The sequence below is a fragment of the Methylobacterium sp. Leaf123 genome (assembly GCF_001423405.1).
Taxonomy (GTDB): domain Bacteria; phylum Pseudomonadota; class Alphaproteobacteria; order Rhizobiales; family Beijerinckiaceae; genus Methylobacterium.
Map to the genome: position 1 here is coordinate 398,768 of NZ_LMNS01000012.1, position 15,109 is coordinate 413,876.

Here is a 15,109-nt window from a genome sequence, read left to right on the forward strand (position 1 = left end):
CCGCCGATCTCACTTAAGAGGCCTGCGTGGCCGCGCCGTTCCAGCGCTGGCGGACCCGGCGCGACTCCGGCCGGACAACGGGCCTCAACGTCAAGAAGGGCGTCGACATCGGCGACTGGCTAATGCGGATGCCGGACGGCAAGATCCGCTCGATGCTAACCGGGGCGCCCAAGGCGCCCCGCGGCAAGCTCACTGTCCGCTTCGAGAACACCCTGCCCAGCCTCAAGACTTTGCACGAGAGGACGGACCTGTTCAGCGACGTGAATGTCTCGACCGCTCGACAGATGGACGTCTGACCGCCACCGTCCGCAATCCTTGCCTTATCCAACTGCGGATGGGTCGGGCATGGACGGAGCGCAACTTTGAGGCAACACCATAGTCTCAATTTTGTTCGCCTGTCATCTGAATAAGCAGAATATCTAAGTTTTTTTTGTAATTCTGAACTGCTCCTTTAACTTGTAATTAGTTCCGCAAAATGAGCATTTGCATTCGGCATTAGACTTGATTTTGTGAATTGGGATTTCATTTTTTGTGCCGCATTCTGAGCACAGCCAATCAATAACAATAGGTCTGTATCTTATTTCGTTGTCGGCCGCATATACTTCGTACTCTGTGCCGCATTCCGAGCATGATGTTCGATTGTTTGACGCGAGCCAATGAGGAGATCGATTAATCATAAAACCGCAGCTGCAAGGCCATGCGGTGCCAAACTCCAGAACGATATCAAAAATCTCAGATGAGAAAATTCGGTCCAACTCTTCGATTATCGCTTGCAGCCGTGCCTCAGCATCCGCGCTGTCTTTCTTGCGGCCTTTGGACATCTGATGAATAGTAGGTGTGTGCAAAAAACTTCCAAGCGCTTGCCAATTGCTTCTTACCCATTTGACATCCGGGCGCTTCTCCGTGGCCTCTACAGTCTCGGCTCCAGGGAAGTCTATCTTGATCACAAGATCGCTTGTCACTCCTCCCGCCACCGCAACGAGCTCTTTAAGCATTTTATCCGGCTGCCACTTACTTATAGCTTCGAAAGAAGATTGTGGCTTATATAATTCAAGAAGCCTGTATGCTAGACATTCTATACATAAACGCAATTCGAGGGCGGCGTAGCATATATTTGTTTCTGTGGGCGATGCTAACAGCGATTTGGCTTGCTCAAGATGCTCTTTCGCTCGCTCGCGAAGTTTCAGGTCGGACTTGGGCTTGGACACGACTGCCGATCCTTCGTGGTACTGCTTGCCCGTCCGGCTCCGGCTGGGCGGGACTTTTCGCGCGTCTGGACCGAAGCGCGCTTTACCGCGCCTCGGCGATCTCGATTTCTGCTTCGGTCAGCTCGAGCTTGCCGCCGAGTCGGCGCCACGTCCGGAGCATCGCCCGATAGTGCGGGAGCGACACGCTGCTGTGAGAGTTGTCCGGGCAATCCTTCAACTCATCCCACTTGCCGAGCGTTCGGCGCACGAAGCGAGCGAAGGCATACTGGCCGCCGTCGTCGTTGGCATCGAACCCCTCGAACTCAGCAGACGGGCTCTTGGGCTTATAGCCCAGCTTAATGCTTGAAAATTTAATTGCACGAAATACGTTCAGTATTTCCTCCACTCCGCGTGATACTTACTTGGCAGTTGTCTCCTTGTAAATCGATGGATTGAGTTCGGAGCAATACTGCCCATAGCCGTGAGAAAGTATTTCCTAGCTTGTTGTGTAATCTCCGGCGTTTTCTGGGGCGAGATGCTTCAGGATCTCGTATTGGTTCCAGAAGGCCAGTCGTTCCGCCCAAGTAAGCATATCTTAAACTCACGCAGCGTGGACCTGCTCGGACCCTGGTGGCCCTAAGCAGCCTCAACCTTGATGTCGTGCTGCGGTACGGGCGTCGAGGTGCTGCAATCAGCCATGCACGGCTAAACGGCAACTCCTGCTGCCCGGATTACCGAACCGGCAGCTTCGGGAGTGGCTTCAGCGTGATGAAGCGAGCCGTTCGAGAGGCGTCGCCCTCATCCAATTGCCATACCGTCCGAACGTTCGGCTGTTCGGGCGTCAGAGAAAATAAGAGCCCATGAAAATACAGTTTCAGCGCCTTGTGGCCCTCGATCGTGCCAGCAAAATTCTCTCTCTGCGAATGAGAGATAAGGGCATGGTACAGATCTAAGGGGTTTGCCGCCGTAAACCCAAATTGCTTAAGAAATGCGGCTTTGGGTCCGCCTTCAGGGTGATCGGCACTCAGCAGATAGTCAGTGACTTTTGCTGGCGCTACAATGAAGCGCGCCGGCCACGCGTCGTCGTCACTCACTCGCTCGCGCGCTCCACGAGGAGCACTTGCCGACTATCCACCGTCGCCAGTGTATCAAGAGGCGCCGCGAACTCGACTTCGTACGCTTCGCCCTGAGCGTAGACCGCGACCACGGTTCCCGTGGTGCCCATGGGTATCTTCTCTTTGGTATCGCCGATTACGGTCGCAAGCAGGCGCACGCGATCAAGCTCCCGGATCGGGGCTTCCCCTCCAGGGCCTCCACCGAAGCCGGCGGCGAACGGTGCGATGTTTCGACGGAACACCATGGACCCAATATGGGCCCGGCCACATAGAGTTGACAAGGCGTCCGAGGTATCCGCCCCGCGTCCCAACTGCCGTTCAAGGTGGAGCGCGCGTAAGTCAATGATTTTTTTGTTGTTTTCCTACGTGCCCCACCTGCCTCACCTTTTGCGAGCGTTAGAGTAATTTCGGAGGACATGCGGGGCGCGCCAAGACCGCGCGGATTTTTCCATACGCGCGCGAAAGGTGGGGCAGGTGGGGCGCCCTTTGAAATCAGGGGCTTACCGGCGCGCCCCTTCGAGCCAAGGTGGGGCGCGGCGGTCTCCGGCGGCCCGAGTCGGTGACGATAGCGTGCGACCGCCGCTTCGGAAAGGACCCGGAAACGCAAAACCCGCGCACCTTGTCGGGTGGCGGGCTAGGTTGGATTGACCGGAAAGCGTTTTCAGCGCTTCGGATCACTCCTCGCTATGATAAACGCGGGAAATTAGGTTGTAGAGCGTAAACAGTTTATCTGCGGCAGCTTCGGCCTCTTCGTCGGTCATACGAGAGGTCGTGGCCGGAACATACCCGGCATCGGGATCTTTGATTTTGGTAATAGCCTCATAGAGGTCGTCGTATGCGGCCATAATTTCTGGGTATGCATCGAAGTCGTCGCGCTTCACAGCAATAAAGCCAGTATGCGCGAATTCAAGACGTTTTTGCAGTGGAAGTGCGCTAGTCGCCAGCGTTTCGACGGCACCGAGAAATTTGAAATACGGATAGTTCAGCGGGCGCATGATTCCGTCCCCAGGGGCAGGATGCCTCTACCTAACGCGCAGCACGAAACCCCCGCCGCCTTGCCGGGCGCGGGGTGTTCGTGCATTCTGCGTTTTGGAGCGTGACAACTCCCGAGACGGACCCTTGCCGGGGTTGGCGTCTCAGTCCAGAGCGGAAGCCTTCCACCTTGCCGGGTGTTCGGCCCCGTAAAGAACGTGCTCACCTCCCGGTGAGCGCGACCGGCTCACTATGCCGGGAGTATCGCAGCACCGTCAAGCGGCAACGCTAGGCGGCGATACAACAGCCCTTCGGGGTAAAGGCTGCGATGCACGTTCTCTGGGCGTGTTGTCACCCTCCCGGTGCCAGTGCCGATCGCTGGCAGCAGGCACGATCCCCGTGACAAGGGCGAGCGCCGCCGGCCGTGACAAGCCGGTTCGATCCCAGAGAACCGAGATGACCATCCATACACCCGTGAGGCCGCCGCGCGTCGTTGCGCTGGGCGGACCCGTGTCGGCTGCGATCCGCGCCATGCGCGCCGACGAGCCGGTCACCGACTATGCCCGTATCCGCGAACTGCGCCGCGCCATCGCTGATCGGATCGAGGCGGACATCGCCTTGCTCGACGCACTGACGCGCGACGCGGATCTCGAGCCTTCCCTCGGCGCCTGCGACCGCATCGACCAGAGCGCCTGGGCGGTCGGTGACGGCTCCGATGGTGAGGCCGGCGACGACAACGGCCTTGCCGACGACGACGGCTGGCACGAGCAGCGCCTTCGCGACGAGCTGGAGGCAGCATGAGTGCCGCCGACCGACTCGAGGCTGTGCGCGAGATGGAAGTGCCCATCTTCGAGGTTCGTGATTGGGGCGAGGCCGTGCACATGGCGGCTCACGCTTTGCCTGACGAGGAGCAGCGCGCTGCGCTCGCTCAGCTCGGCCACACCATCTCACGCCTTGGAGAGGTGCTTCGCACGAGATGGTGCGAGGCCGCGGGCATGAACGGGCGTCTGAAATGATGCGCGTGATCCTCGCCTTTCTTGCCCTGGCGCAGATCCGGTGGGCGCACCTCGACCTCGCCCGCTCTGCCTACCTCGCCGACCTCGCCGACCTCGCGGATGAAGCCTTTCGCTGCGCGGAGGAGCGCAAGCGTCTGGCTGGCGACCTGATGGCGCGGGCGCACGCCTGCCGCTGATACCCCGGCCCGGCCGCTCTGGGGGTCACAGAAACTGGCGCAAGTTGCGCCGGTTTCGGCGCAAGTTGCGCCGAAACCCCTCAGCCCGGCCGGGCCTCACGACCGCCGCTCGCGCAATCCCGTGCGAGCGGCACTTGCGCTCCCCCGATCTGGGGAGCGGCAATCGTGAGGGCACCATGTCGAAACTCGTCACCATCAACTTCCACGACGACACCCTTTTCGCCGTAGAGGACGGCGAAAGCGTCTTCGTGGCCGTCAAGCCGATCTCGGACGGCCTCGGGCTCAAGTGGTCCGGCCAGCATGACCGGCTCCACCGTGATCCGATCCTGGCCGAAGGTATCCGTGTGACGCGGATGCCTACGCCCGGCGGCGAGCAAGAGACGGTCTGCCTCCGTCTCGACCTCATTCAAGGTTGGCTGTTCGGCATCGACGCCAGCCGCGTGAAGGCCGACGCCCGCGGGCGGGTGCTGGCCTACAAGCGTGAGTGCTTCGCCGTCCTGTTCCGGCACTTCTACGGCGAGCGCGCCACGGTGGCGCGGCTCGAACTGGCCGAGCCCGCTCGCGAGGAGCCGGTGCCCGTCCGGCGCTCCCTCGTCACCGAGGCCCGGCAGACCTTCGGCACCCGCGCCGCCGGTAGCCTCTGGCTCGCCCTCGGCCTGCCTGTCGTCCCCGAGATGCGGGAGGGCCGGCGCCAGACCGAGTTCGGGTTCACCTACGAAGCCCTTCCCACCACCACAGAGAGGAGCGCCTGACTATGGCGAGCGTACGAAAGCGGCAGTATCCAGACGGCACCAGCAAATGGGTTGTCGACTACAAAGATGCGGCCGGTCAGCGGTGCCACAAGACGTTCACGCTGAAGAAGCAGGCCGACGCCTTCAAAAACAAAGTCGTGCAGGAGATCGAGGAAGGTGTTCACGTCTCCGGACGCGACACTCTCACTGTGGCCGCGCTCGCCGAGGCCTTCCTGCTCCACATTCGTGCTCGCGTGGACGACGGGCGACTGCTCAACGGACGGGCTCGCAACATCGAGTCGGCTTTGCGCAACACTATCCTCCCGCGGATCGGTCGCCGGATCGCATCTGAGCTGACGCATGCCGAGATCATGGCCTGCTATGAGGAGCCTGTCCGAACCGGGCTGCTACTGCCGCGCACGGCCCGTGACCGCATCGTGGTGCTCAAGCAGCTCCAGGACTTCGCCCGCAAGCACGGCCACATGAAGACGAAGCCGGTGGACGAGGTGCTGGATGAACTGAAGGGCATCAAGGACCGGAAGGTGCGAGCCTTCACCGTCGAGCAGGTCAAAACGCTGCTGAAGGCGACCGAACAGCGGCCTAAAAACTGGGAGCAGCGCACCTCGGACCTACGCCGGATCATCGTTCATCTCGCCGCGGTGTGCGGGCTGCGCTACGGCGAGATTGCCGGCCTCGCCGTCGAGAACATCGACCTCGACCGGGGCGTGCTCCGCATCCGCCACAGCTTCTCCAAGCACGACGGCATCAAGGGGCCGAAGACTGCCGCAGGCGTGCGGGACTTCCCCCTACCGGCGCAGATTGGCGCGATGATCGTGGCTTACCTGCGCGACCATCACCGGCCGAATCCGCACGGGCTGCTAGTCGCCACGCGCGGCGGTTCACCGCTCTCGGCCACGCACTTCCACGAGACGATGTGGCAGCCGCTTCTCCGGCAGGTCGGGATGGAGCACCCGGAGGACCGTTTTCACTTCCACGCGCTGCGCCACTTCGCGGCCAGCATGCTCGCGGCATCGGGTGTGCCCCTGACCGACATTCCCGAGATGATGGGGCACAGCCACCTCGACACGACCCTAAAGACCTACTGCCACGCGATGCTCACGGACGACGCCAGGGCGGTCCGCCTACAGGCGGTCATGGCGCGGATCTCGGCGCCGCTGTTGCAAATCGAGGGTACTGGCTGCAACGCCTAAGCAACGGCGCGGGCTAAGTGTCTGTAAAATAACACGGCTTATCACCACCTCGTCGTTTATCAGCTGTGCCGGCCAGTCTGGCGCCGCTGGGTCGATCTCGCCCTGCTCTCCGGTGCGCTGAAGCTGCCCGAGGGCATGCGCCGCGAAGACGTCTACGCGGTGAATTGGATCCCGCAGGCGTGGCCGTACATCCACCCCGTGCAGGACGTCGAGAGCAAGACCAAGGAGATCCAGGCGGGTCTGTCCTCGCGCAGCCGGAAGGTGGCCGAGGGCGGCTACGACGCCGAGGAGATCGACGCCGAGAACGCGGCCGACAACCAGCGCGCCGACGATCTTCGCCTCGCCTAATCGGCCAGCGCATCGACACCGTGGTGGCCCGCACGGATGCGGCGCTCGCTGGGGTCACCTCAGAACAGACCGCCCGCGTGGGCAGCGACGGGGTGCTGGCGCAGCGGATCGACGCCGTGGTCGCGCGGACCGATGCGGCTTTGGCCGGCGTCAGCAGCGAGAGCAGCGCGCGGGTCACGGCGGACGGTGCAATTGCAAGCCGGGTCGATGCGGTTCAGGCGCAGACCGACCGCGGCACCGCCACCGGCCGGATGACGCTTCAGGCTAGTTCCGGCATCGCTGGCGTCGAGGCGCGGTTTGAGATGCTGCTTGCGGCCACCGTCGGGGGGCAGACCCGAGGCGCAGGTTTCTCCATCGATCTGCTGAACGGCACGAGCCTTGTTCGATTTGATGCCGACAAGTTCGTCATCACGTCGCCCGGCGCCAGTGGCGTGCCGGCTTTCTTCTACGATGCGGGCTCGGGGACGCTCAGCGTGCCGTACCTGCGGCTGACCTCTGGGCAGGCTTCGATCCCGCTCAGGATCGACATTCCTTCCTACACGCTAATCGCGGGGCAAGGGTCGGTATCGGATCAAATCGATGCCAATCTAAATTTCAATTACAATGTCACGAATTCAGACTTTCCAGCGTGCATTGAAGTTTTTGGTAAAATCACGATCACCGGCCCGCAGAATACACAGCTGTCCGGGATGCAGCTGATTGTCGATGGAGCGCTTGCCGGTTATTTCAGATTTAATGATTTACTGCAAAGCATAACATCAGGCGCCGGCAATAATACATTCGATTTTCGATGCTCCTGCATCCGATATCTTCCGGTCGGTCTTCGAAGTGTTCGGATACGATACAGCTACACCTCCCCCGGCGCCGGCCAAGTCCAGATCAACGAACTTCATCTCGCTGGCTTCCAGCCGAAAGCATAGGGACAAACGCCATGCTCACCTTCGCCGAGTCGCGACAGCGCACGCTGAACACGCCCGACGAGATCGCTGCATATCTAGGAGAAACGTTCCAGGGCATGCAGGACCAAAGCCCTTTTCAGACCGGCGAGGCGGTCGACATCACCAGCCGGGCAGGCCTCTCGCCAGAGATTGCCGTCGGCGATGTGGGCGTCGTGCTCTGCGACCTACCGGGCCAGCTGTTCTCGTGGGTGCTCGTCTTCACTGCAGGCGGCCAGCAGATCGCGATCCAAGTACAGACGGACAATCTTGCCAAGCGCGAAGCCGAGTAGCTGGGAGAGCACCGTGGCAATCCTCGTCTCACGCCCGAACAATCTCGTGATCGACACGCCTCAGCAGGCGATGGACTACCTTATTTTCCGGGCGATCCTGCCCCAGAGCCCCTTTGTGCGAGGACAATGGGTCAACATCATTGATCGCTCGTCGCTGCCCGCCAACATCGGCTGGTACGAGGTCGGCGTGGTGGTCGAATGCCCGAACGAGCCGCCAGTTTGCTGGGTCTTGGTTCTAACCGGAGGCGGTGATGCCGTCGTCGTAGCTATTCCCAAAGCCCATCTGGCTCCGCGCTAAAAGGAGACGGAAATGGCAATTGTTGTAAAAAGAAATGATGTTCTCGCGATCAGCAATGCGGCCGATTGCCTGAACTTTCTATGGGCGCTCTACAATCAGCCGACAACGCCATTCGGGCCGGGTCGTGGCGCCCAGGTCAATATTACAAACCGTTTTGGCTTCCCGCCCGATGTCGCCCCGTTTCCTTTTGAATTAGGCGTTCTTGTTTTCGGCCCCCAAGAACTGTCGCTCGCGAACGTCCTCGTCCTGACGGCGGACGGGAACTACACCGTCATCTCGGTTCCAAAGACCAATATCGCGCTGCGCGCATAAGCGCTCGCCTTCAAGGGCTGGCCTAAGCCGCCCACCCAACACCCGCAACCCTAACCGACCCCGCGCGTGGCCCACCGCCGCGCCGCGGCCGTTCGGCTGCCTGACGCGAGAGAGCCATCCATGGCCGGTCTGCCGCAGTTCATCATCTCGACCCAGACGGACCCCTATTGGGAGATCCCTCTGTTCGACTCTGCCGGCAACCCGCTGTCCGTCGAGGGGCGCGTCTTCGAGGCCTGGATCGCGCCAGCCACGACGAAGCAAGGCGTTGCCGAGCCGGTCAAAGAGCTCAAGATCCTCACTTTTCAGGATGGGCTGACACTCCTCCCGCCGACAGATGGCAGTGGCGACCAGACGGTCAAGAACACCTTCGTGCATCAGGTCTCGCGGACCTTCGCACAGGCGAACTTCCCGCGCGGTGAGCTGACCGCCGACCTGCTGGAGGTGGTGGACGGCGCGCGGCGCCTGTTTGCGCCGGTGCGCCTGTTCTACGGCGACCCGGCCCAGATCCGGGACTTTGTCGCCGATCGCCAAGGGATCACCTTCGGCCAGGGTCGGCAGGCGATTATCACGCCCGTTGCCGTCGCCGGGCAGGCTGGCCGTCGCGGCTCTGGCTTGCTTACCGGCACGCTGCCGCCGCAGCCCTCAGACGGCGAGGACGGGGACTATTGGGTCGTTGAGCGTGAGGGGCAGGCGAACGTCGTCTACGGCCCCAAGGAAGCGGGCGAGTGCCTCATCATGGGCCAGTTCGCGATGGCCCTGATCTATGATGCCTTCACGGTGGCGCACGCCCCGAGCTTCGTCATTCCGGTGTTCGGGACGCTCGCCGGGTTCGAAGCCATTTCCGTCTACATCGCCGTGCTGGACGGCGTGTCGCGCAAGAGCCGGATCGGTAAGGCTCTGGCGGCACTTGAGGAGGTTCGGGGCTGATGGATTGGCTCACCTTCCTGAAGGACGTGATCGCGACCCAGCAGTTCCTCCAGATCTTCGTCGGCGGCTGCACCATGATGCTGATCGGCTGGATGGTCACCCGGGCGCGGGGCGACCGCGATCACCTGCCGCCGCCGGCTCCGGTCGGCATCGCCGATGTGCCAGCCCCGTTCCTGCAGGGGCCCCGCGAGGCAGTCGATCTGATGCGCGAGCTGCGCGACCTCGCCCGGCGACAGGCGGAGGATACCGGGCGCATCGCGGAATGCGTCCGGGTCATCCGAGAGGAGACGAGGCGGCAGACGGAAATCCTGGGGCTGATCGAGCGCGAGCAGGCGATCGAGAACCGAGCGCACCACGAGCGGGATCGGTGATGGCACCCTGCTTTATCGCCGTCACCCTGGCCGGCCTGCTCGCGAGCGGGAAGCCGGCCAAGGATGCCCGCGCCTACCTCTACATCGGGCCGAGCACGCGCATCAGCCCGGTGATGACGGCGCCGGGCGATCGTCCTCACGCCCGCTCAGAGATCACCATCGGGCCGCTTACGACCTTCGCGCGGGAGACGCCGGAGGAGGTGGTGCGGGCGCCGTGCGTGGAGAGAGGACCGCCGCCGGGGTGACGCTGCGGACTATCTGCGCGCCGCTAGCCGTCTACATCATGCCCGCCCTCCAGCGGGTGTTTCACATCGATCCATACTTGCCCCGCCCGGCTCAGCCGCGGCGGGGCTTTTTGTTTCAAGCTCAGGCGCGACGCTTTTGCTTCGGTATCGGACGCGGCGGGAGCTTCTTCAGCGGCATTGGCAATCCGGCCGCCGTCGCCTTCGCGTTCAGGATCGGCAGGTATTGTAGAGCCGCTCGATCGCGGCTTCCGAAGTACTCCTCAGCGCGCTCGGGCAGCCAAACCGTCCAAAAGTGACGGCGGAACGCTGCAAGCATGTCGTCGGGGTAGGCCTTCGGGAAGACCGTGCGCCCGTCCTCGAAGTCGTGTTGGTAGGTCGGGAAGGCGTCGGTGTTGATCCCCCATTCCTCCCGCAGGAACCGACAGAAGATTTTACCCTGCGAGATGTCCGGCAGCATGCGCTCCGGCAGCGTGTAGCCAAGCGCCTCCAAGGGGGCGATGAGCAGTGTTGTCATCTCCACGAGAATGGAGAAGTGCCCGGGTGGCACGTTCGGGTGGTTCGCGAGGTGCCGACGCAGGTGGTAGGGCAGTTGGGGTCGGATCGCCGCCCGGCCGGATGTCCATTCTCGCACCCAACGGCTTACCTGAACGGCAAACTCGGGCGAGCACCACTGGCCGAGATTGATCGCCACGTCAGGGTGAACCCAAGTGCCCTGAAGATGCGGTTCGCCGCCTCTAAGTGTCTGAACAAGTTCCGTTATGGGAATCCCCATATCGGCCGACAGAGCGTCGAGGAAGGCGCTCGTCGTGCGCAGGCGGGCATAGTCCGCGTAGAGTTTGCCGGTCGCTTGGCACATCGCGGTGGCGTTGATGTAGCCGTCGCTCGGGCGCTGGCAGACGAGATCACCGCCGACGCGGTGAGGGATGAGGTCAAAATGCTGTTGCAAAGTCGCAGCTCCAGTCGTGCGCGTTAACGAAACGCCGACCGAAGGCTGGACACTTTCAACGGACCATGGTGATGATCCGCTTGCACAGAAGGTGTTCCGGCCTCGGCCAGCTCCCTCCGCGAAAACCGTCCCGAATCGTTCGGGGCGGTTTTTCGTTTCGGGACACCCAGCATCCACGACGCAACCTTGCGTGTCTGTGGCCGGTGCGCAGCACCGCAGGCGATATCCACCGGTTCTGTGCGCTGCGCGCTCGCTATCCTCGCGCCGCCGCGAGCATCCGCTTCCGCACCTCGGCCATGCGGTCATCATCGCTGGCGCCGGCCGCTTCAGCCTCACGCCCGACCGCCTCGTAGATCTCCCGCACGGCCACCTCGTCCAGGCCGAGGCCCTGCGCGAACCGGAGCAGGCCGCGCATCTCGGCGGCAGATTGGTCGGGGTCACTCACGCCTTTGTCGCCCGCGCCAACAGGATGGCGGTCCGAATCGCCCCGCGCTTCAGGGTCGGGCTGCTCTCGGGGTTGGCGACAACCGCGCTCGCCCAGCCATGCCCGGCGACGGCCGCGGCGAGATCGATGCTGTAGCCGTCGGCGATCGGATGGGCGGTGGTGCCGGGATCGGCGAGGTACGCATCGACAGCCGCGTTCACCTGCTCGTCGGTGACGGCCTTGGCCTTGAACAGTTCGCCGACGGTGGCATCAGAGCCACTCACTGCACACTGTCCTCATCTGTCGCCTGCAGCATCCGCAGCGCCTCGCGAGTAACCTCGTGCAGGTCGGAGAGCCCCTGCATTCCGAGCGGTACGCCGACGCGCTGTCCCTCGACCGTCGTCAGCACGATCACGGCAAGCGATTCACCCATCAGCAGGCCGGGCTTCGGCTCGCAGATCGGCAAGAGGAAATCGCCGTCGCCCTCAATGGCGTCCTTGGCTGTGTCGGGTCGGAAAGGTGGCGAATCGTCCATGCGGCGAGCCTATCGCGCACTGGCTGCCCTCGCCAACAGAACCTCTGCCCAAAGTGCGCCTCGCCTTAGAGTGCAATTCATTTCCCCACTCGACGAGCCGAGGCAGGTGCGGGGGCCGCGGAAAATTCCCCTTGCGCGCCAATCGGTGCCTTTAGGCTAGGTGCGGGGCTTAAGAGTCTGATTTTAAATATTTATTTGCGATCTGCTCGGGGAGCCAAACTCTTCCAAACCCTTACAAACGTGCAGTTTCCGCGCTTCCCGCTGCGCAGGATTGACTGTGTGAGAGACGGTGCCGCCGCGCTGATGGCGTGCCCTCCGCTTCATGGGTTTTGCTGAATTTCTCCTTCCATCGCCGTCACGCGCTCGCTGTTCGCTTGAGCGATGCGTTTTGCGCCTCAACTCAGCCTAGCGGCGCGTTGACGAGAAATGGAGCCACCCGGCTCTCCGAGGGCGGCTCCATCGCACACGGCCACGCATCGCGACGAGAGATGTCGTCCGTGACCGCTCCGACGCGCCCGTTGTGTCAGTGCTCTTCGTCGACGACCGGGGCGAGAATGCGCGGGGTCTGCTGGTGCTGCACGACGCGCCATTCCTCGTGCGAGAGCCGGCGGTATGTCGAGGTGCAATGCGCCTCGTAGGTTTCATCGCCCCGTGACGCCTTCACGGAATAGGCGATGACGATCAGACCTTCCTGGGGGCGCGCGATCCGGCCATCGTCGAACTCGGCATTGGACCAACGGGGGGTGTTCGCCACCGCTTCGATCGCCTGGGTGCCGCCGAAGACATAGGGCGGCTGCGGCAGCGCCATCAGACACTCGTCATCGACGAGTTCGCGGTAATGATCCGGGTCACCGGTCCACAGGCTCTTTTCGAACGACCAAACACGATCATCGTCCACGGCGGGCCTCCTCGGGCTCTCGAAGTGCCGGGACAAGACCTGCGCGCCGTGATCGTTCCTGGCTGGCACCCGCCCCAATGGTCGCGTCACGTCCCCGCTGCCGGTGTCGAACCGGCGGAGGAGCCGCCCTCACCAAGAAGTCAGCGCGAGACCGACGCGCCCTCAGGCGCTGGCGACCTCGAACTCCATGCCGCGTCCCGGCCCCTGGTCGGCATAATCCACGAGCGTCAGCCCCCGCTCGATCAGCGTCTCTTCGAGGATGTCGCGGTGCTTGCGCACCATCTGCCCGATCGCCAGCGGCGTCAGGCGCGGGCTCGACCGGCGCAGAGCGTCCACGCCGACATGGGCCGGCATGCCCTCGTTCTCGGCGATCCGCGCGAGCGCCAAACCCAGATCGCGAGCCTTCGTCTCCGCGGCTGATTTCGGCTTGAAAGCCATGTGGTGCCTCTTCTCTCGATACGTTCGTCAGGCGGCCTGAAGCGTCTCGGCGAAGTCTTCCGGCACCTCGCCGAATCGGCCGAGAATCGTCGCGCTTTCCAGCTCACCGGTTTCGTCGTCGGCCACGATCTGGATCGCGGCGGTGCCCGGCAGCCGCGTGGCCATTGCCTCGGCCCGCTTCAGCGCACCGTTCACCGACGGCGATACCTGTTGGTCGCCGGGGCACAGGCGTTTGCGCTTCAAGACGAAGGTCTGCACGAGGTAGGTCGTCCGCATCGTCACCGTCGTTCTCCCGCACCAGGGCCGAGCCGGCCGCCATTCACGCGTCGGGCACGCCGTCGCGATCATGGAAACCTCACCGGATATCGGCCGCCCACTTGTTCTATTTTCGTTCTAGCATGAAAGACGGCGCTGCGTGAGCCTGTTTTGCAGCGCCGACACGCTCTGCGGGCAATGGTCTATGGTGAGAGCGATCAGCCGCCGCCGATGCCGGCGATCACTTTTCCGGTGCCGTTGCAGTCCGGGCAAGACTTGGCTTCGAACTGTCCGCTTCCGCTACAGCGGGGGCACAGGTTCTCACCCGTTCCGGGCGTTCCGGGCGATGCTTCATCGCCGGGTTTCACGGGCTCCGATTGCGTCATGATTACGCTCCCTCATCTGAGGTAAGGCAGAACCCGCGCCGTTTTAGCTGTGTTCCCGGCGCCGAAATCTACGATGGCAGAACCGAATCGGCCGCACGCAGGATGGCGGGCACCTCGTCGGCGATCTCGCGCGCCAGGAAGCCGAGCGGTCCGATGCGTTCGGCGAGCCGGCGCCCGGCTTGCCCATGCAGATAAACCCCCCATGCCGCCGCGGTCGTGGCTTCCGCGCCGCGCGCGAGCAGGCCTGCGACGATGCCCGCCAGGACATCGCCGGAGCCGGAGGTCGCCAGCCCGATCCCGCCGCCCCCGTAGAGCCAGGGCTCACCGGAAGGGGCCACGATCCAGCTCTGCGCGCCCTTCATGATCACCACGCATCCGAGCCTGTCGGCGGCCCGGTGAGCCGCTGCCAAGGGATCCGCCTCGACCTCGCTTCGGTCGATGCCCAGGAGCCGGGCCATCTCGCCGGCATGGGGCGTGATCACGGCGCGGCCACCGCAGGCGCGAATCGCATCGGCCTGCGCGCCGAGGCCGGCGATGACGCCGGCATCGAGCACGAGCGCTGACGCGGCGCGTGCCGGGAGCAGCGCATGAGGAGGGCGTCGGCCGTGTCCCCGGCGCTCAGCCCCGGCCCGATCAGGATGGCGTTGCAGCGTTCCGCCAAGGCCGGCAGGCGCGCCCCGGCCGAGGCCGGATCGATCCCGCCCTCCTCCGTCTCGGTGAAGCCGATGACGCGCGCCTCGGGCATTGCGAGCGCCATCGCCGACGCCGCACTCTTCACGGTCGCGATGCGGAGGCGTCCGGCCCCGGCTCGGAGCGTGGCGACACCCGCCAGAAAGGCCGCGCCCGGAACGTCGGCGGATCCGCCGACCACGAGCACCGTGCCGCGCTGCTCCTTGCTGCCCTCCTCGGGCATCGGCAGGGGCAATTCCCGAAGGCGATCGAGCGTGAGGTGGTTTACCGTCATCGGTCGGCTGCGTGTGCGTGCGGATCGGTCCAACGTCGCGGCGTCATCCTTCGGAAGCTCCGGGATACGGCTGAGGAGGAAAGCGTCGGACGACGCCTCTGTATCCCTTCAGCTTGCCGCCGGCCC

At 63.4% G+C, this 15,109-nt stretch carries 25 protein-coding genes and 2 pseudogenes; 14 read left to right on the forward strand and 13 right to left on the reverse strand.

The genetic code is table 11. The features are described 5' to 3' along the window. Positions 1-26: 26 nt before the first annotated feature. Positions 27-296, forward strand: a complete 270-nt coding sequence (locus ASF53_RS11560) for a hypothetical protein (RefSeq protein ID WP_056198042.1) — start codon at positions 27-29, stop codon at positions 294-296. Positions 297-419: 123 nt separating this feature from the next. Here ASF53_RS11560 and ASF53_RS25705 read toward each other — a convergent pair whose 3' ends face one another. The 5 genes from ASF53_RS25705 to ASF53_RS25715 form a co-directional block, all read right to left on the reverse strand. Beyond that, on the reverse strand, positions 420-1,208 hold the full coding sequence (locus ASF53_RS25705) for a hypothetical protein (RefSeq protein ID WP_156635508.1): 789 nt from the start codon (positions 1,206-1,208) through the stop codon (positions 420-422). An 82-nt stretch (positions 1,209-1,290) separates the two neighbouring features. Continuing rightward, on the reverse strand, positions 1,291-1,593 hold the full coding sequence (locus ASF53_RS11565; protein ID WP_056198044.1) for a YfbU family protein: 303 nt from the start codon (positions 1,591-1,593) through the stop codon (positions 1,291-1,293). 325 nt (positions 1,594-1,918) lie between these two features. Beyond that, complete coding sequence (locus tag ASF53_RS25710) at positions 1,919-2,281, reverse strand: DUF6883 domain-containing protein (RefSeq protein WP_156635510.1); 363 nt, start codon at positions 2,279-2,281, stop codon at positions 1,919-1,921. Continuing rightward, the gene (locus tag ASF53_RS11570) at positions 2,278-2,460 is read right to left on the reverse strand and encodes a DUF4926 domain-containing protein (protein WP_286134342.1); all 183 of its coding nucleotides are present in this window, start codon (positions 2,458-2,460) and stop codon (positions 2,278-2,280) included. Before ASF53_RS11570 ends, ASF53_RS25710 begins: the two co-directional genes overlap by 4 nt. Before the next feature lie 516 nt (positions 2,461-2,976). Next, entirely contained in the window at positions 2,977-3,297 is a 321-nt protein-coding gene (locus ASF53_RS25715; RefSeq protein ID WP_156635512.1) for a hypothetical protein, read from the reverse strand. A 508-nt stretch (positions 3,298-3,805) separates the two neighbouring features. Here ASF53_RS25715 and ASF53_RS11575 point away from each other — a divergent pair. From ASF53_RS11575 to ASF53_RS11630, 13 genes and pseudogenes are all read left to right on the forward strand, one after another. Next, entirely contained in the window at positions 3,806-4,075 is a 270-nt protein-coding gene (locus tag ASF53_RS11575) for a hypothetical protein (protein WP_156635514.1), read from the forward strand. Next, positions 4,072-4,290, forward strand: coding sequence for a hypothetical protein (locus tag ASF53_RS26140; protein WP_056198051.1), 219 nt, complete (start codon positions 4,072-4,074; stop codon positions 4,288-4,290). Before ASF53_RS11575 ends, ASF53_RS26140 begins: the two co-directional genes overlap by 4 nt. Beyond that, a complete protein-coding gene (locus ASF53_RS11585; RefSeq protein ID WP_056198053.1) occupies positions 4,287-4,466 on the forward strand; it encodes a hypothetical protein in 180 nt (59 codons plus the stop codon). The genes ASF53_RS26140 and ASF53_RS11585 overlap by 4 nt, the downstream gene beginning before the upstream one ends. A gap of 176 nt (positions 4,467-4,642) precedes the next feature. Beyond that, a complete protein-coding gene (locus ASF53_RS11590; protein WP_056198056.1) occupies positions 4,643-5,218 on the forward strand; it encodes a phage antirepressor N-terminal domain-containing protein in 576 nt (191 codons plus the stop codon). A 2-nt stretch (positions 5,219-5,220) separates the two neighbouring features. Continuing rightward, the gene (locus tag ASF53_RS11595; protein WP_056198058.1) at positions 5,221-6,408 is read left to right on the forward strand and encodes a tyrosine-type recombinase/integrase; all 1,188 of its coding nucleotides are present in this window, start codon (positions 5,221-5,223) and stop codon (positions 6,406-6,408) included. Positions 6,409-6,450: 42 nt separating this feature from the next. Beyond that, a pseudogene (locus tag ASF53_RS11600) lies at positions 6,451-6,753 on the forward strand (phage portal protein); the annotation flags it as partial. Positions 6,754-6,779: 26 nt separating this feature from the next. Next, on the forward strand, positions 6,780-7,676 hold the full coding sequence (locus ASF53_RS11605) for a hypothetical protein (RefSeq protein WP_200943217.1): 897 nt from the start codon (positions 6,780-6,782) through the stop codon (positions 7,674-7,676). An 11-nt stretch (positions 7,677-7,687) separates the two neighbouring features. Next, entirely contained in the window at positions 7,688-7,984 is a 297-nt protein-coding gene (locus ASF53_RS11610) for a hypothetical protein (protein ID WP_056198064.1), read from the forward strand. 13 nt (positions 7,985-7,997) lie between these two features. Further along, on the forward strand, positions 7,998-8,282 hold the full coding sequence (locus ASF53_RS11615; RefSeq protein ID WP_156635519.1) for a hypothetical protein: 285 nt from the start codon (positions 7,998-8,000) through the stop codon (positions 8,280-8,282). A gap of 12 nt (positions 8,283-8,294) precedes the next feature. Further along, positions 8,295-8,594 (forward strand): hypothetical protein, encoded by a 300-nt coding sequence (locus ASF53_RS25720; protein WP_156635521.1) that lies wholly within the window; start codon positions 8,295-8,297, stop codon positions 8,592-8,594. A 120-nt stretch (positions 8,595-8,714) separates the two neighbouring features. After that, positions 8,715-9,521, forward strand: a complete 807-nt coding sequence (locus tag ASF53_RS26660) for a hypothetical protein (RefSeq protein ID WP_286134344.1) — start codon at positions 8,715-8,717, stop codon at positions 9,519-9,521. Beyond that, positions 9,521-9,892, forward strand: a complete 372-nt coding sequence (locus ASF53_RS11625; RefSeq protein WP_056198068.1) for a hypothetical protein — start codon at positions 9,521-9,523, stop codon at positions 9,890-9,892. The genes ASF53_RS26660 and ASF53_RS11625 overlap by 1 nt, the downstream gene beginning before the upstream one ends. Further along, positions 9,892-10,137 carry a hypothetical protein gene (locus tag ASF53_RS11630; RefSeq protein ID WP_056198070.1) on the forward strand — a complete coding sequence of 82 codons (246 nt, stop codon included), beginning with the start codon at positions 9,892-9,894 and terminating at the stop codon, positions 10,135-10,137. The genes ASF53_RS11625 and ASF53_RS11630 overlap by 1 nt, the downstream gene beginning before the upstream one ends. 121 nt (positions 10,138-10,258) lie before the next feature. Here the strand turns inward: ASF53_RS11630 and ASF53_RS24945 are convergent, their stop codons facing one another. The 8 genes and pseudogenes from ASF53_RS24945 to ASF53_RS11670 all read right to left on the reverse strand — a co-directional run bounded on the left by ASF53_RS24945 (position 10,259) and on the right by ASF53_RS11670 (position 14,983). Then, a complete protein-coding gene (locus ASF53_RS24945) occupies positions 10,259-11,083 on the reverse strand; it encodes a KilA-N domain-containing protein (protein WP_200943219.1) in 825 nt (274 codons plus the stop codon). A 253-nt stretch (positions 11,084-11,336) separates the two neighbouring features. Beyond that, on the reverse strand, positions 11,337-11,528 hold the full coding sequence (locus ASF53_RS11640) for a hypothetical protein (RefSeq protein WP_056198071.1): 192 nt from the start codon (positions 11,526-11,528) through the stop codon (positions 11,337-11,339). Further along, positions 11,525-11,791, reverse strand: a complete 267-nt coding sequence (locus ASF53_RS11645) for a hypothetical protein (RefSeq protein ID WP_056198073.1) — start codon at positions 11,789-11,791, stop codon at positions 11,525-11,527. The genes ASF53_RS11640 and ASF53_RS11645 overlap by 4 nt, the downstream gene beginning before the upstream one ends. Further along, positions 11,788-12,042 carry a hypothetical protein gene (locus ASF53_RS11650; protein ID WP_056198075.1) on the reverse strand — a complete coding sequence of 85 codons (255 nt, stop codon included), beginning with the start codon at positions 12,040-12,042 and terminating at the stop codon, positions 11,788-11,790. Before ASF53_RS11650 ends, ASF53_RS11645 begins: the two co-directional genes overlap by 4 nt. 523 nt (positions 12,043-12,565) lie before the next feature. Continuing rightward, positions 12,566-12,940, reverse strand: coding sequence for a DUF4440 domain-containing protein (locus ASF53_RS11655; protein WP_056198079.1), 375 nt, complete (start codon positions 12,938-12,940; stop codon positions 12,566-12,568). Positions 12,941-13,102: 162 nt separating this feature from the next. Continuing rightward, complete coding sequence (locus tag ASF53_RS11660; protein ID WP_003600805.1) at positions 13,103-13,378, reverse strand: hypothetical protein; 276 nt, start codon at positions 13,376-13,378, stop codon at positions 13,103-13,105. Between the two features lie 27 nt (positions 13,379-13,405). Continuing rightward, complete coding sequence (locus ASF53_RS11665; RefSeq protein ID WP_056198081.1) at positions 13,406-13,660, reverse strand: hypothetical protein; 255 nt, start codon at positions 13,658-13,660, stop codon at positions 13,406-13,408. A gap of 427 nt (positions 13,661-14,087) precedes the next feature. Further along, positions 14,088-14,983 (reverse strand): annotated as a pseudogene (locus ASF53_RS11670) (NAD(P)H-hydrate dehydratase). Between the last annotated feature and the right edge of the window lie 126 nt (positions 14,984-15,109).